General features: G+C 72.6%; 14 protein-coding genes and 1 pseudogene. 2 read left to right on the top strand and 13 right to left on the bottom strand.

The window, feature by feature from the left end:
• Positions 1 to 15: 15 nt before the first annotated feature.
• Positions 16 to 2,541, bottom strand: coding sequence for an ATP-dependent Clp protease ATP-binding subunit (locus tag DDW44_RS16945; protein ID WP_108906967.1), 2,526 nt, complete (start codon positions 2,539 to 2,541; stop codon positions 16 to 18).
• Positions 2,542 to 2,970: 429 nt separating this feature from the next.
• Here DDW44_RS16945 and DDW44_RS16935 point away from each other — a divergent pair, with 429 nt between their 5' ends.
• On the top strand, positions 2,971 to 3,573 hold the full coding sequence (locus tag DDW44_RS16935) for an SCO3374 family protein (protein ID WP_108906966.1): 603 nt from the start codon (positions 2,971 to 2,973) through the stop codon (positions 3,571 to 3,573).
• On the opposite strand, the gene DDW44_RS16930 is transcribed toward DDW44_RS16935, so the two are convergent.
• The 10 genes from DDW44_RS16930 to DDW44_RS16885 all read right to left on the bottom strand — a co-directional run bounded on the left by DDW44_RS16930 (position 3,552) and on the right by DDW44_RS16885 (position 11,986).
• On the bottom strand, positions 3,552 to 3,890 hold the full coding sequence (locus tag DDW44_RS16930) for a histone-like nucleoid-structuring protein Lsr2 (RefSeq protein WP_017949710.1): 339 nt from the start codon (positions 3,888 to 3,890) through the stop codon (positions 3,552 to 3,554). The genes DDW44_RS16935 and DDW44_RS16930 overlap by 22 nt on opposite strands.
• Before the next feature lie 171 nt (positions 3,891 to 4,061).
• Positions 4,062 to 4,601, bottom strand: a complete 540-nt coding sequence (locus DDW44_RS16925) for an amino-acid N-acetyltransferase (protein ID WP_078503590.1) — start codon at positions 4,599 to 4,601, stop codon at positions 4,062 to 4,064.
• 9 nt (positions 4,602 to 4,610) lie between these two features.
• Positions 4,611 to 5,084 carry a BlaI/MecI/CopY family transcriptional regulator gene (locus DDW44_RS16920; RefSeq protein ID WP_027733673.1) on the bottom strand — a complete coding sequence of 158 codons (474 nt, stop codon included), beginning with the start codon at positions 5,082 to 5,084 and terminating at the stop codon, positions 4,611 to 4,613.
• A 115-nt stretch (positions 5,085 to 5,199) separates the two neighbouring features.
• Positions 5,200 to 5,388, bottom strand: coding sequence for a hypothetical protein (locus tag DDW44_RS16915; protein WP_017949713.1), 189 nt, complete (start codon positions 5,386 to 5,388; stop codon positions 5,200 to 5,202).
• Positions 5,389 to 5,401: 13 nt separating this feature from the next.
• Positions 5,402 to 6,037: a hypothetical protein gene (locus DDW44_RS16910; RefSeq protein WP_244224054.1), complete on the bottom strand. Its 636-nt coding sequence runs from the start codon at positions 6,035 to 6,037 to the stop codon at positions 5,402 to 5,404.
• A 242-nt stretch (positions 6,038 to 6,279) separates the two neighbouring features.
• Entirely contained in the window at positions 6,280 to 7,077 is a 798-nt protein-coding gene (locus tag DDW44_RS16905) for a type III pantothenate kinase (RefSeq protein WP_017949716.1), read from the bottom strand.
• 4 nt (positions 7,078 to 7,081) lie between these two features.
• A complete protein-coding gene (gene nadC, locus DDW44_RS16900; RefSeq protein ID WP_108906964.1) occupies positions 7,082 to 8,125 on the bottom strand; it encodes a carboxylating nicotinate-nucleotide diphosphorylase in 1,044 nt (347 codons plus the stop codon).
• Positions 8,122 to 9,924 (bottom strand): L-aspartate oxidase, encoded by a 1,803-nt coding sequence (locus tag DDW44_RS16895; protein ID WP_108906963.1) that lies wholly within the window; start codon positions 9,922 to 9,924, stop codon positions 8,122 to 8,124. The genes nadC and DDW44_RS16895 overlap by 4 nt, the downstream gene beginning before the upstream one ends.
• Positions 9,921 to 10,916 carry a pantoate--beta-alanine ligase gene (panC, locus tag DDW44_RS16890; RefSeq protein WP_108906962.1) on the bottom strand — a complete coding sequence of 332 codons (996 nt, stop codon included), beginning with the start codon at positions 10,914 to 10,916 and terminating at the stop codon, positions 9,921 to 9,923. The genes DDW44_RS16895 and panC overlap by 4 nt, the downstream gene beginning before the upstream one ends.
• Complete coding sequence (locus DDW44_RS16885; RefSeq protein WP_108906961.1) at positions 10,913 to 11,986, bottom strand: Rossmann-like and DUF2520 domain-containing protein; 1,074 nt, start codon at positions 11,984 to 11,986, stop codon at positions 10,913 to 10,915. Before DDW44_RS16885 ends, panC begins: the two co-directional genes overlap by 4 nt.
• Positions 11,987 to 12,160: 174 nt before the next feature.
• Here DDW44_RS16885 and DDW44_RS16880 point away from each other — a divergent pair, with 174 nt between their 5' ends.
• Positions 12,161 to 13,435, top strand: coding sequence for a threonine aldolase family protein (locus DDW44_RS16880; protein ID WP_240800422.1), 1,275 nt, complete (start codon positions 12,161 to 12,163; stop codon positions 13,433 to 13,435).
• Positions 13,436 to 13,732: 297 nt separating this feature from the next.
• Here the strand turns inward: DDW44_RS16880 and DDW44_RS16870 are convergent.
• Both DDW44_RS16870 and DDW44_RS16865 read right to left on the bottom strand, forming a co-directional pair.
• Positions 13,733 to 14,029 (bottom strand): annotated as a pseudogene (locus tag DDW44_RS16870) (glutamate--cysteine ligase); the annotation flags it as partial.
• 14 nt (positions 14,030 to 14,043) lie between these two features.
• On the bottom strand, positions 14,044 to 14,721 hold the full coding sequence (locus DDW44_RS16865; protein ID WP_108906959.1) for a response regulator transcription factor: 678 nt from the start codon (positions 14,719 to 14,721) through the stop codon (positions 14,044 to 14,046).
• Between the last annotated feature and the right edge of the window lie 46 nt (positions 14,722 to 14,767).

The raw sequence follows: 14,767 nt of genomic DNA, 5'->3' as shown, positions 1-14,767 counted from the left end.
AAGCGCTCAGAGCGCTCAGGCGTCCTTCGACAGGTTCGGCCCGCTGCCGCCCGCCGCCGACTCGATCGGCGGGACGTCCGGCAGAGCCGACTTCTCCTCACCGCGGAAGGTGAACTTCTTCTCCTCACCATCGCCCTCGGTGTCGACCACCACGATGTGACCGGGGCGCAGCTCGCCGAAGAGGATCTTCTCGGAGAGCAGGTCCTCGATCTCGCGCTGGATCGTCCGGCGCAGCGGGCGGGCGCCGAGGACCGGGTCGTAGCCCTTCTTCGCCAGCAGGAGCTTGGCCTCCTGGCTGAGCTCGATGCCCATGTCGCGGTCCTTCAGCCGCTCGTCCACCTTGGCGATCATCAGGTCGACGATCTGGATGATGTCGTCCTGGGAGAGCTGGTGGAAGACGACCGTGTCGTCGACACGGTTGAGGAACTCCGGCCGGAAGTGCTGCTTCAGCTCGTCGTTGACCTTGGCCTTCATCCGCTCGTAGCCGGTCTTGACGTCGCCCTGGGCCGCGAAGCCCAGGTTGAAGCCCTTGGAGATGTCCCGGGTCCCGAGGTTGGTCGTCATGATGATGACCGTGTTCTTGAAGTCCACGACCCGGCCCTGGGAGTCGGTCAGGCGACCGTCCTCCAGGATCTGGAGAAGGGAGTTGAAGATGTCCGGGTGGGCCTTCTCGACCTCGTCGAAGAGGACGACGGAGAACGGCTTGCGGCGCACCTTCTCGGTGAGCTGGCCGCCCTCCTCGTAACCCACGTATCCGGGCGGGGAACCGAAGAGGCGGGAGACCGTGTGCTTCTCGCTGAACTCCGACATGTCGAGGGAGATCAGCGCGTCCTCGTCGCCGAAGAGGAACTCGGCGAGCGTCTTGGACAGTTCGGTCTTACCGACACCGGACGGGCCGGCGAAGATGAACGAACCACCGGGACGCTTCGGGTCCTTCAGGCCGGCTCGGGTACGCCGGATCGCCTGGGACAGCGCCTTGATGGCGTCCTTCTGGCCGATGACGCGCTTGTGGAGCTCGTCCTCCATGCGGAGCAGACGGGAGGACTCCTCCTCCGTCAGCTTGAAGACCGGGATGCCGGTGGCCGTGGCCAGGACCTCGGCGATCAGCTCGCCGTCGACCTCGGCGACGACGTCCATGTCGCCGGCCTTCCACTCCTTCTCCCGCTTGGCCTTCGCCGCGAGCAGCTGCTTCTCCTTGTCGCGGAGGGAGGCCGCCTTCTCGAAGTCCTGGGAGTCGATCGCGGACTCCTTGTCCCGGCGGACACCGGCGATCTTCTCGTCGAACTCGCGAAGGTCCGGCGGGGCGGTCATCCGGCGGATGCGCATCCGGGAACCGGCCTCGTCGATCAGGTCGATCGCCTTGTCCGGCAGGAAGCGGTCCGAGATGTACCGGTCGGCCAGGGTCGCGGCCTGGACCAGCGCCTCGTCCGTGATGGAGACCCGGTGGTGCGCCTCGTAGCGGTCGCGCAGGCCCTTGAGGATCTCGATGGTGTGCGGCAGGGACGGCTCCGCGACCTGGATCGGCTGGAAGCGGCGCTCCAGCGCCGCGTCCTTCTCCAGGTGCTTGCGGTACTCGTCGAGCGTCGTCGCACCGATGGTCTGCAGCTCACCGCGGGCCAGCATCGGCTTCAGGATGGAGGCGGCGTCGATCGCGCCCTCGGCGGCACCCGCACCCACCAGGGTGTGGAGCTCGTCGATGAACAGGATGATGTCGCCGCGGGTGCGGATCTCCTTGAGGACCTTCTTCAGGCGCTCCTCGAAGTCACCGCGGTAGCGGGAGCCGGCGACCAGCGCGCCGAGGTCCAGGGTGTAGAGGTGCTTGTCCTTGAGGGTCTCGGGCACCTCGCCCTTGACGATGGCCTGCGCCAGGCCCTCCACCACGGCCGTCTTGCCGACGCCGGGCTCGCCGATGAGGACCGGGTTGTTCTTGGTGCGGCGGGACAGCACCTGCATGACCCGCTCGATCTCCTTCTCGCGCCCGATGACCGGGTCGAGCTTGGACTCGCGGGCCGCCTGGGTGAGGTTCCGGCCGAACTGGTCGAGGACCAGGGAGGTCGAGGGCGTGCCCTCGGCCGGACCGCCGGCGGTGGCGGCCTCCTTGCCCTGGTAGCCGGAGAGCAGCTGGATGACCTGCTGCCGCACCCGGTTGAGGTCGGCGCCCAGCTTCACCAGGACCTGGGCGGCCACGCCCTCGCCCTCGCGGATCAGGCCGAGCAGGATGTGCTCCGTGCCGATGTAGTTGTGGCCCAGCTGGAGAGCCTCCCGGAGCGACAGCTCCAGGACCTTCTTGGCACGAGGGGTGAAGGGGATGTGCCCGGACGGGGCCTGCTGACCCTGCCCGATGATCTCCTCCACCTGCTGGCGGACCGCCTCGAGCGAAATCCCGAGGCTCTCCAGGGCCTTAGCGGCGACACCCTCACCCTCGTGGATAAGGCCCAGGAGGATGTGCTCGGTGCCGATGTAGTTGTGGTTGAGCATCCGGGCTTCTTCCTGAGCCAGGACGACAACCCGCCGCGCGCGGTCGGTGAACCTCTCGAACATCGTTAATCGCTCCTCAGAGCGGTCAGTCAGTTAGGGGTCGATCCCCTCCCTGTCCTTCCGCAGCTTAGTCCCGCAAGCGGGGACCGCTCATTCCAACTGCCGACACCCGTCTCTGGCCTCCTGCCCCGAACGCCGACAAATGCTCCAACCCGATGGTGCGAGACGATGTTCCCGCAGGCCAGGCGGTTACCCGTGCCATCAGTACGCCGATGGCGAACGTGAGACCCCGAAGCCCGCGTGTCACCCGTCCCCACTAGGGATGTCTTACCCGTATGGACCGACACTCCATGCGGCGCGCGCCGGTTCCCTCAGCTACGGGCGAACACCCTTGCGCCCCCGAACACGCCCTTGCCACCTCCTCTCCACAACTCCGAGTGACGGCCGCCGGACGTTGCGTAACCGCCGGGTTCTCCCGGCAGTTCCCCGGGCATGGCCTTCACTCTCCCGGCACCCCGCGTGCCGTTCGATGGCGGCAGCGCGAGGTGGTACAAGAACGAGCTTGGCTGGGCTACGGCCGAAGGGCCACCGGTACGGCTGATCACCGGGCTGCGCTTCGACGTGCTGCGGCTGCCGGCGGACGCCGGAACGGCTCTGCTGCGGCGCGGCCTGCGTACCGGGCCGGTCGCGCGAGCGGGGGGCGCGATGCTGCTCCTGGTCGCCGCAGGCACCGCCGAGGAGCTGCCGGCGCTGCTCGACTGGCTGGAGTGGGGCGGGATCGGCCTGGAGCTGAGCGCTCTGGGGCAGGGCGGGTCTGTGCCCGCCCCGGCGCCGCCGGGGCACGCAGTCCCGGCCGGGGCGCCGCCGGGGGCCGCCGAGTGGCTGCGGCCCCCGAAAGCGGGGCGCGAGGTGGAACCGTCACTGCCGGCCTTCGGCGCCGTGGGGCGCGTCGGGACCGGACCCGGGGGCGACGGCGGCGCCCCCGATCTCGTACGGCTCGTGGACGCGGCGGCGAACGCCTGCCACCGGGCCCGCCTCGTGCGCACGTGTGCGGCGGGGCCGCATACGCGTGCTCAGCCGTTGGCCTTCTCGTAGGCCTCGCGGATCTCGGCGGGAACGCGGCCGCGGTCGTTGACGCTGTAGCCGTTCTCCTTGGCCCACTTCCGGATCTCGGCGGTGTCCTTGCTGCCCGTCGAGGACGCGGTACGGCCCTTTCCACGGCCGGCCGACGCGCGGCCACCGGTGCGCCGGCCGCCCTTGGTGTACGGCTCCAGCAGACCGCGGAGCTTGTCCGCATTGGCGGTGGTGAGGTCGATCTCGTAGGTCTTGCCGTCCAGAGCGAACGTCACGGTCTCGTCCGCCTCGCCGCCGTCGAGGTCATCGACAAGAAGGACCTGAACCTTCTGTGCCACCGGATTTCCTTTCATCGAAAATGCAGTACGCGGAAAGGAAACCGCTTTTCTCTGGAAAACACAAACCCTCGGCAGAGGTTCAGAACCCGGGGAACGCGGGAAACGTGCGCGATTCGGACATAGGGTTCGGCGGCGCGGCCGAGTCCCGCTTCGCTTGCCGCCGCGGCGGGATCACAGGTGCAGAAGCATCCGGCTGTTGCCCAAGGTGTTCGGCTTCACCCGTTCGAGACCGAGGAACTCCGCGACGCCCTCGTCATAGGAACGCAGCAGCTCGCTGTAGACATCTCCGTCGACCGGAGTCTCACCGATCTCCACGAACCCGTGCCTCGCGAAGAAGTCCACTTCGAAGGTCAGGCAGAATACCCGCCGCACACCCAGCCAGCGGGCGGTGTGCAGCAGCCTGCCCAGTACCCGATGGCCCACACCCTCGCCCCTGAACTGGGGGTCCACCGCGAGAGTCCGGACTTCCGCGAGGTCTTCCCACATCACGTGGAGGGCCCCGCAGCCGACCACCCGGGCGTCCGAGTCGCGTTCCGCGACCCAGAACTCCTGGATGTCCTCGTAAAGCGTCACGGTCGCTTTGTCGAGCAGGATGCCGTCGCTCACGTACGGGTCCACGAGTCGGCGCACCGCCGGCACATCGCCGGTCCTGGCCCGGCGGACGGTGACGGCATTTGCTGCGGCATTGGGGAGCGACTGCGCTGACGACATGAGCGGACGCTATCGCCCCGCCCCGTCCGCTCCGTCGGCGCCCTCGGCGTCCCGTTCGGGAGAACCCCCCGCCGCCCCTTGTGAAGACCCGTCCCGCTCCGGTTCCGCAGCCTCTGCCGCGGGGTCGCGCTGAACGACGCGGATCGCGTCCCGCAGCGCCTGGCGCTGCTCCGGCGACATCATGCCGAAGAAGGCGACAAGGGCCGCGGCGGGGTTGTCGCTCTTCGACCAGGCTTCGTTCATCAGTGCGGCGGAGTAGGCGGCCCGGGTGGAGACCGCGGTATATCGATAGGCGCGGCCTTCGACTTCCCTGCGCACCCAGCCCTTCTGATGGAGATTGTCCATTACGGTCATGACCGTGGTGTAGGCGATGGACCGTTCCTGCTGGAGATCCTCCAGCACTTCGCGCACCGTCACCGGGCGGTTCCATTGCCAGATGCGCGTCATGACGGCGTCTTCGAGCTCTCCCAATTGGCGGGGCACATCGCCACCATAGTCGGAGATGTCGTAATGACTGGCTATTGACGTACTTCGGGTACGAAAAAGGACGTACGGCCGGGATGAGCCGTACGTCCTGCGGGGGCCGCGCGGAGCGCCGTCAGGCCTCGGTCGGGCGGTCCGACGGGGCGGGGCCGCGGGCGGCCTCCGCGCGGGCGATCGCCGCGTCCACGGCGGCGTCCTCCTTGGCCTTGTTGGGGCCGCCCTGGCTCTTCACGATCGTGACGACGAGGGCGGTGAAGAACGCGGCCATCACGACCGGGGGCAGAAGCGCGGCGACGTAGTCCATGCCCCCAGGGTAGCTATCCGGCGGCCCGCTTCTCCGGCGGGGGCGCCGGGCGCCGGCGCGGCGGGAAGACCTCGCCCGGGGTGGGGATGGGACGGTCCGGGCGGGGGGCCGGACGGGCGGGCTTCGGGGTCGACGGGCGCGGCTCCTGCTTGTCTCCGGCGGAGGCGCGGCCACCGGGCAGCGCGTGCAGCCGGACGCGCGACGGGGCCGCCGCGGGCTCCCGGGCCCCCTGCCGGGAGGGTACGGACTCCTCCGCCACGCCCCGGGAGCGCTCCGGGAGGGCGCCGTGGCGCGGCGCACGGTGCAGGGAGCGAAGCGCCGCGAGGTCCTCGGGGGCGAGCTCGTGGCCGGCGGCCAGGGCCTCCTGGAGGAGTTCCAGATAGCCGCTCGCGGAGCCGGGAAGGGCGTCGCGGTACCGCGCCAGGTCGGCGAGCAGGAACACCCGCAGCCGGCCCGCCTCGCGGACGGCCTCGTCCACGGACTGCGCGAGCCGCAGGTATTCCTGGGCGGCGGGGGAGCCGGAAGCTTCACCCCGGCCGGAGCGACGGGACTGGTCGGGATTGAGGGCGATGGCGAGAGCGCGGCGGAGCACACGCAGTTCGTCCGCACTGAACGCCATGCCGCCGCGGGATCCGTGTGGCGTGGGCATGGACCGACGATACGCGCTAATCGGACAAAATTCGTTTAACGTCTCATTTCCGGCGCGGCGTGCACGGCGTGCGCGGCCTGCATGGCGTGCACGGCGTCGTCACGGTGCCCGGCGCCTCGGTGTTCGGCGCCTCGCCGGCCGGGCCGTCGCGGACGTGGTGCCCGGCGGCGACGCGCACCCGCCGGGTACCGCCCTGGCGCGGGCGACCCGTGGGCGCCTCGCCCGCCCGCCGCACCGGCGGGTCACATCCGCGAGACGTTCCGCTCGTAGACCAGCCTGAGTCCGATCAGCGTCAGCCACGGCTCGTGCTCGTCGATCGCGGAGGACTCGCCGAGGACCATCGGGGCCAGACCGCCGGTGGCGATCACCGTCACGTCCTCCGGGTCGTCGGCCAGCTCGCGCTTCATGCGCTGCACGACGCCGTCGACCTGGCCGGCGAAGCCGTAGACGATGCCCGCCTGCATGGCCTCGACCGTGTTCTTGCCGATCACGCTGCGCGGGCGGGCCAGCTCGATCTTGCGGAGCTGGGCACCCTTGACGCCCAGGGCCTCGACCGAGATCTCGATGCCGGGGGCGATGACACCGCCCGCGTACTCACCGCGGGCGCTCACCGCGTCGAACGTCGTCGCCGTACCGAAGTCGACGACGATCGCCGGGCCCCCGTACAGCTCGACGGCGGCGACCGCGTTGATGATGCGGTCCGCCCCGACCTCCTTCGGGTTGTCCATCAGGATCGGCACGCCGGTCTTGATCCCGGGCTCGACCAGCACGGCGGGCACGTCGCCGTAGTAGCGGCGGGTGACCTCGCGGAGCTCGTGGAGCACGGACGGCACGGTGGCGCAGATCGCGATGCCCTCGATGCCGTCGCCCAGCTCCTCGCCGAGCAGCGGGTGCATGCCCATCAGGCCGTTGAGGAGCACGGCCAGTTCGTCGGCCGTGCGGCGGGGATCGGTGGAGACGCGCCAGTGCTCGACGATGTCCTCGCCGTCGAACAGGCCGAGGACGGTGTGGGTGTTCCCGACGTCGATGGTGAGCAGCATCGGATCAGACCTCGGCCTCTCGCAGGTCGAGACCGATGTCGAGGATCGCGGAGGAGTGGGTGAGCGCCCCGACCGCGAGGTAGTCCACGCCCGTCTCGGCGTAGGCCCGCGCGTTCGCCAGGGTGAGCCGGCCGGAGGACTCCAGCACCGCCCGCTTCCCGACGATCGCGACGGCCTCGGCGGTCTCGACGGGCGTGAAGTTGTCCAGGAGGATCAGGTCCGCGCCGGCGTCCAGGACCTCGCGGACCTGGTGGAGGGTGTCCACCTCGACCTCGACGGGCAGGTCCGGCGTGCCCAGGGCGGCCAGGGTCTCCCGTACGGCCTTGAACGCCTGGGCCACCCCGCCCGCGGCGATCACGTGGTTGTCCTTGACGAGGGCCGCGTCGGACAGCGACATCCGGTGGTTGACGCCGCCGCCGCAGCGCACCGCGTACTTCTCCAGGGCGCGCAGGCCCGGCGTCGTCTTCCGGGTGTCGCGCACCCGGGCGCCGGTGCCCTCGAGCACGTCGGACCACGCCCGGGTGGCGGTGGCGATGCCCGAAAGACGGCACAGCAGGTTCAGGGCGCTGCGCTCGCCCGTGAGCAGGTCCCGGGTGCGGGCGGTGACGGACAGGAGCCTCTGGCCCGGCTCGACGCGGTCGCCGTCCTCGACATGGCGCTCGACCTCGAACTCGTCGGTGCAGACGATCGAGAGGACCGCCTCGGCGACGCGCAGGCCCGCGACGACACCGGCCTCGCGGGCGGTGAAGTCGCCGGTGGCCACCGCGTCCTCGGGGACGGTGGCGACGGTGGTCACGTCGACGCCGCCGTCCAGGTCCTCCTCGACGGCGAGGTGCGCGATGTCCTCGACCTGTACGGGATCGAGGCCGGACTCGGCGAGGAGCCCGGCGAGGGCGGGGTCCAGGCCGCACTCGTAGACCTCGTCGACCTCGTCGACCTCGTCGCCGCAGCCGCAGTCGTCACCGCAGCCCTGCGCTTCGGCGGCGCGGGCGCCGATCTGGATCAGCGGGACGTCCACGGGCTCCGGACGTTCTTCGGGCGTGCTCACTGTTGCGGCTCCCTGTCGGCGGTGGGGGTGGGGGTGGGACGGGCGGGCGGGAACGCCTCGGTCGCCGTGCGGCGTACGACGAGGCGGCGGTCGGGGGTGAGACGCACGACGATATGGCGGCGCCACCCGGCGTCGTCCCGCCCGGGGTGGTCCTCGCGCCAGTGGCAGCCGCGGGTCTCGGTGCGCTCGCGGGCGGCGGCGACCAGCACCCGGGCGACGAGCAGCAGGTTGGTGGCCTCCCAGGACTCGACGCCGGGCTCGGCGGCCTTGGCGGCGGCGTCCGTGGCGCCGCACTCGTGCCGCGCGGACAGGTGCAGGGCCTCCAGGGCGTCCGCCGCCTGCTCCAGGCTCGCCGCGGAGCGCAGCACTCCGGCTCCGTCCGTCATGATCCGCTGGATCTCGTGCCGGGCCTCGGGCACGAGGAGTGGCACGGGACCCCGGGAGCCGCCCTCCGCCTGGGCTGCGGGGGCGGGCGCCGGTGCCCCGCCCGCGGGAGGCGGTGGACCGCCGGGACCGCCCGGCGGGACGGGACGGGCGGCCCCGGCCGCGCGGGCCCCGGCGATCGTCCCGGCGATGCGCTCCGCGAAGACGAGGCCCTCCAGGAGGGAGTTGGAGGCCAGCCGGTTGGCGCCGTGGACGCCGGTGCAGGCCACCTCGCCGCAGGCGTACAGACCGGGGACGGTGGTACGGCCGTGGAGGTCGGTGCGGACGCCGCCCGAGGCGTAGTGGGCGGCCGGGGCCACCGGGACCGGCTCGGTGACCGGGTCGATGCCGTGGGCACGGCAGGCGGCGAGGATGGTGGGGAACCGGTTCTCCCACATCTCGGCGCCGAAGTGCCGGGCGTCCAGGAACATGTGGTCGGCGCCCTGCTCCTGCATGCGGCGCATGATGCCCTTGGCGACGATGTCCCGGGGGGCGAGCTCGGCCAGCTCGTGCTGCCCCACCATGAAGCGGGTGCCGGCCGCGTCGACGAGGTGGGCGCCCTCGCCGCGCACCGCCTCGGACACCAGCGGCTGCTGGCCCTCGGAGTCCGGGCCGAGCCAGAGGACCGTCGGGTGGAACTGGACGAACTCGAGGTCGCTCACCTCGGCCCCGGCGCGCAGCGCGAGCGCCACCCCGTCACCGGTGGACACCGGCGGATTGGTGGTGGCGGAGAAGACCTGGCCCATACCGCCGGTCGCCAGGACCACCGCGGGGGCGTGCACCGCGCCGACGCCGTCGTGCTGGCCCTCGCCCATGACGTGCAGGGTGATGCCGGCCGTACGGCCCTCGGCGTCCGTCAGCAGGTCGAGCACCAGCGCGTGCTCGATGACGCGTACCGCGCCCTCGCGTATCGCCGTGACCAGCGCGCGGGAGATCTCGGCGCCGGTGGCGTCGCCTCCCGCGTGGGCGATCCGGCGGCGGTGGTGGCCGCCCTCGCGGGTCAGCGCGATACCGCCCGCGTCGTCGGTGTCGAAGCGCGCTCCGGTCGCGATCAGCCGCCGCACCGCGTCCGGGCCCTCCGTGACGAGCGCGCGCACGGCCTCCTCGTCGCACAGCCCGGCGCCCGCGACGAGCGTGTCGTCGAGATGCTGCTCGGGGGTGTCGCCCTCGCCGAGCGCCGCGGCGATACCGCCCTGGGCCCAGCGGGTGGACCCGTCGTCCAGCAGCGCCTTGGTGACCACGACGGTGCGCAGGCCCTCGGCCGTGCAGCGCAGTGCCGCCGTGAGGCCGGCGACGCCGGAGCCGACCACGACGACGTCCGCGTCGATGGCCCAGCCCGGGGCCGGGGCGTCGAGCCGTATACCGGTGCTCGTCACGGGGCGGCTCCGAAGGTCAGGGTGATGTTGTCGATCAGCCGGGTCGTGCCGACCCGCGCGGCTACCGCCATGATCGCCTCGCCGCTGTGGTCGTCGGCGACCTCGGAGAAGTCGGCCGGGTCGACCAGGGCGAGGTAGTCGAGTTCGAGGAGCGACGAGGACGCGGCGGCCTCGTCGAGGACGGCGCGCGCCGCGGCCCGCACGGCGTCGGCACCGCCGCCGGGCTGGGCCGCCGCGACCGCGTGGGCTCGCGGCCGCCGGGCCTCGCCGAGCGCGGACAGCGCGGCGGCACGGGCGCTGGAGGCGGGCGCGGACTCGGCACGGGCACGCAGGGCGGCCTGGGCGGCGAGCCGGTCGCGGGCGGCGAACAGGGCCCTGGACAGCGCGAGGGCGGTGGGGCGCTCCTCCGGTGAGAGGTAGCGGTTGCGGCTGGAGAGGGCGAGGCCGTCCGGCTCCCGCACGGTCGGCACCCCGACGATCTGCACCGGGAAGTCCAGGTCCCGGACCATCCGGCGGATCAGGGCCAGCTGCTGGGCGTCCTTCTGCCCGTACAGCGCCACGTCGGGGCGGGTGAGGTGCAGCAGCTTGGCGACGACGGTCAGCATCCCGTCGAAGTGGCCCGGCCGGGAGGCGCCCTCGAGCAGCTCCCCCATGGGGCCTGCGGTGATCCGGACCTGGGGCCCACCGTCCGGGTACACCTCGTCCGCGGACGGGGCGAAGACGGCGTCGGCGCCTGCCTCTGCGGCGGTCTTCAGGTCCGCTTCGAGGGTGCGCGGGTAGCGGTCGAGGTCCTCGCCGGCGCCGAACTGCAGGGGGTTCACGAACACCGTGACGACGACCTGGCCCTCCGGCCCGACCAATGAGCGGGCCGCGCGGATCAGGGTGGCGTGGCCGTCGTGCAGGGCGCCCATGGTCATGACGACGGCGCGGCGCGCGGTGGCCGCCGGCGGGAGGGCGCCGAGTTCCGCGGCGGTACGCAGATGGGTGATCATCGGCCGGTCTCCCCGTCCGCGGCGTCCGGGCCGCCCGGATCACCCGGATCGCCCGGACCATCCGGACGGTCCGGACCGTCCGCGCGGCCTCGACCGTCCGCGCGGCCCCCGCGGTCGGCTCCGCCGGGGGCGTCTCGGCCGTCGGGGGCGTCCGCGAGTACCACCAGCAGGTCCTCGGCGAGCTCGGGCTTGAGCACTCCGTGGGCGAGGGCGCGGTCCGCGGTCGTACGGGCCATGGCCAGATAGCCGGCGACCATCCCCGGGGCGTGTTTGCGCAGCTCGGCCACGTGGGCCGCGACGGTCCCGGCGTCACCGCGGGAGACCGGCCCGGTCAGCGCGGCGTCGCCGGAGCGCAGGGCGTTGTCGAGCGCGGCCCCGAGCAGCGGGCCGAGCATCCGGTCGGGGGCCGAGACCCCGGCGGTGCGCAGCAGCTCCATGGCCTGGGCGACGAGGGTGACCAGGTGGTTCGCGCCGAGGGCGAGGCCCGCGTGGTACAGCGGGCGGTCGGCCTCCGCGATCCACTCGGGCTCGCCGCCCATCTCGATGACGAGGGCCTCCGCGGCGAGCCTCAGCTCCTCGGGGGCGGTGACGCCGAAGGAGCAGCCGGCCAGCCGCTGGACGTCCACGGAGGTGCCCGTGAAGGTCATGGCGGGGTGCAGGGCGAGCGGGAGCGCCCCGGCCCGGCGGGCGGGGTCGAGGACGGCCGCGCCGTACCGGCCCGAGGTGTGCACGAGCAGCTGGCCGGGGCGCACGGCGCCGGTCTCGGCGAGGCCCTCGGCCAGTCGGGGCAGCACGTCGTCGGGGACGGTCAGCAGCACCAGTTCGGCCCGCGCGAGCACCTCGGCGGGGGTGACGAGCGGTACGTCCGGCAGCATCGAGGCGGCCCGGCGCACGGAGGCGTCGGAGACACCGGAGACGGCCACCGGGCGATGGCCGGCGAGCTGGAGGGATGCGGCGAGGGCCGGGCCGACCCGGCCGGCACCCACGACACCCACGGTGAGGCGCGCCGGACGGTCCTTGGGGTCGGCCGGCTCCCGTGCCGGTGGTGGTGCTGGCGATGGTGCGTTCACGCGCGGCCTTCCGTTCCAGTCCGCAGGGGGTACCGGACGATTCCTCGCCATGCTACGCCAGCGTTTCGACGCGGCTTCCGCTTGTCCACAGCCTGTGGAGACGACACCGGCCACAGCCCGGCGGAACCTGTGGACAACGGCATGGCACCACCGGGTCTGGGCGATGATCGCAGCATGACTCAGAACGCGGAGCGGACGCTGCCCGTCGATGCCCCGGTGGCGGACGCCGGCACGGAGGGGGCGGCCGGAGCGGACCCGGCCGGCGCCCGGGTACGGCGCACGGACGGGATCGGGGACGCCGAGCGCCACCGCAGCCTGGCTGCCTGGCGGGGCTCGGCGCGGCGGCTGTGGCACGGCTCCGCGGACGGCAGGCTCGGCGAGCGGCTCACGGCCCTGGCGGCCGACGCGGGTGCCGTCCACGACCTGGACGAGCATGTGGACCTGTACGGCGACGGGGTCGTCGCCGAACTGGAGCGACGCGTGGCGGCGCTGCTCGGCTTCCCGGCGGCGGCCTTCTTCCCCACCGGCACGATGGCGCAGCAGGTGGCGCTGCGCTGCTGGGCCGGACGCACCGGGAACCGCACGGTCGCGCTGCATCCGCTCGCCCATCCCGAGGTCCACGAGCGGGGCGCGCTGGGGGCGGTCGGCGGGCTGCGCACGGTCCACCCGACCCGGGAGCCGCGGCTGCCGACGGCCGACGAGATACGCGGCCTGGACGAGCCGTTCGGCACGCTGATGCTGGAGCTGCCGCTGCGGGACGCCGGATTCGTACTGCCGCAGTGGGACGAACTCGTGGAGGTCGTCGAGGCGGCGCGCGAGATGGAGGCGGTGGTGCATTTCGACGGCGCGCGGCTCTGGGAATGCGCCCCGCATTTCGGCCGCGCACTGGACGAGATCGCCGGACTCGCGGACAGCGTGTACGTCTCGTTCTACAAGTCCCTCGCGGGCCTTTCGGGCGCGGTGCTGGCCGGGCCCGAGTCCCTGGTGGCGGAGGCACGCGCCTGGCGCCACCGCTACGGCGGGCAGGTCTTCCAGCAGTACCCGGCGGCGCTTTCGGCGCTGCTCGGCCTGGAGCGGGAGTTGCCGAGACTGCCGGCGTACGTGGCCCATGCGAGGACCGTCGCGGCGGCGCTGGCGGCCGGGCTGGCGGAGGAGCCGGGCGTGCCCTGGTTCCGGGTGCACCCGGAACCGCCGCACACCCACCAGTTCCAGGTGTGGCTCCCCTTCGACGCCGCCCCGCTGGACGAGGCCGGCCTGCGGCAGGCGGAGGAGACGGGCGTGACCCTCTTCCGCCACTGGTTCCCGGCCCGGTCCGGTCCCCCGGGAGTCAGCGCCACGGAGGTGACCGTGTCCGCACCGGGGCTGTCGTGGACCGCGGACGACGTCAGGGCGGCCGTCGCGGACTTCATGGCGCGGGTGCCGGGCGGTGCCGGGCGGGGTCGCCGCTGACCGGCGGGGCACTCGTGCTCACCCGCCGGCGTCACGGCGACGGACGCGCTGGTGGTGGTGCGTGGGGTGGCGCCGGTGGTGGTGGCGCCGGTGGTGGTGGCGCCGGTGGTGGTGGCGGTGGTGCCGGTGGTGCCGGTCGCGGCACGGCGGAGTGCGGCCGCCTGGCGCCGGGGCACCTCCCCCTGGCAGACCCTGCGCCCGAGGCCGCGATCACCGGATGATGCGTCGACGACATCCGGTTCCGTATCGGGCGCGGGCAGGCGGCCGGAGCGCAGTGCCTCGGCACGCAGACGCTCCAACCCGCCCGCCGAGCCGGTGCGGCGCAATGTTGACCTCCAGGTTGAACATTCCGAGCTCGGTCTGGAAATCACGGCTGGCAATCCGGTCGAGCACCTCGGCATTCATCATCCGGGGCAGGCCGTCGGAGCCCGCGAGATTGAGTTCGATCTCCAGCCCCATCAGATTCCGGGGGCGGTCGAACCTCTTCTCCGCCAGGAGTCTCCCCAGTCCCGCGAGGCACTGCTGGAGCTTTCTCCGGGCGGCGGCTCGTACGCCCGCCGCGTCCCGCCTGTCGCCGCGCAGACCGTCGGCCATCGCGACCAACCCGGTCAGGACGCGGCCCCGCCCCCCGCGCGGACCAGGCCGCTCTCGTAGGCGAGCACCACGACCTGCACCCGGTCCCGCAGCCCCAGCTTGGTCAGGATGCGGCCCACATGGGTCTTCACCGTCGCCTCGGAGAGGACCAGCCGGGCGGCGATCTCGCCGTTCGACAGGCCCTGCGCGACGAGCAGCATGACCTCGCGCTCCCGGTCGGTGAGCCGCTCCAGCTCCTTCTGCTGCGGCTCCTTCCCGTGGGAGGGCAGCATCGGCGAGAACCGGTCGAGCAGCCGACGCGTCGTGGACGGGGCGACCACCGCGTCCCCGCTGTGCACGGAACGGATGGCGCCGAGCAGTTCGGCCGGGGGCACGTCCTTCAGCATGAAGCCGCTGGCGCCCGCCTTGAGTCCCGAGAAGGCGTACTCGTCGAGGTCGAAGGTGGTCAGGATCAGCACCTTCGGCGGATCGGGCTGGGCGCAGATCCGGCTGGTCGCCTCCACCCCGTCCAGCCGGGGCATACGGACGTCCATCAGCACCACGTCGACCGCCGTGGCGCGGAGGATCTCGATGGCCTCGGCCCCGTCGCCGGCCTCGGCGACGACCTCCATATCGGGCTGGGCGGCGAGCACCATCCGGAAGCCGGTGCGCAGCAGCACCTGGTCGTCGACGAGCATCACGCGGATGGTCATGGGCGGGTCCTTGTCTTGTGGCCGGGCGGGCGGGACGGGTGTACGG

It is taken from the genome of Streptomyces tirandamycinicus (assembly GCF_003097515.1).
Lineage (GTDB): Bacteria > Actinomycetota > Actinomycetes > Streptomycetales > Streptomycetaceae > Streptomyces > Streptomyces tirandamycinicus.
Note: the sequence above shows the minus strand (reverse complement) of the source record. Positions and strands in the feature narration are given on the sequence as shown.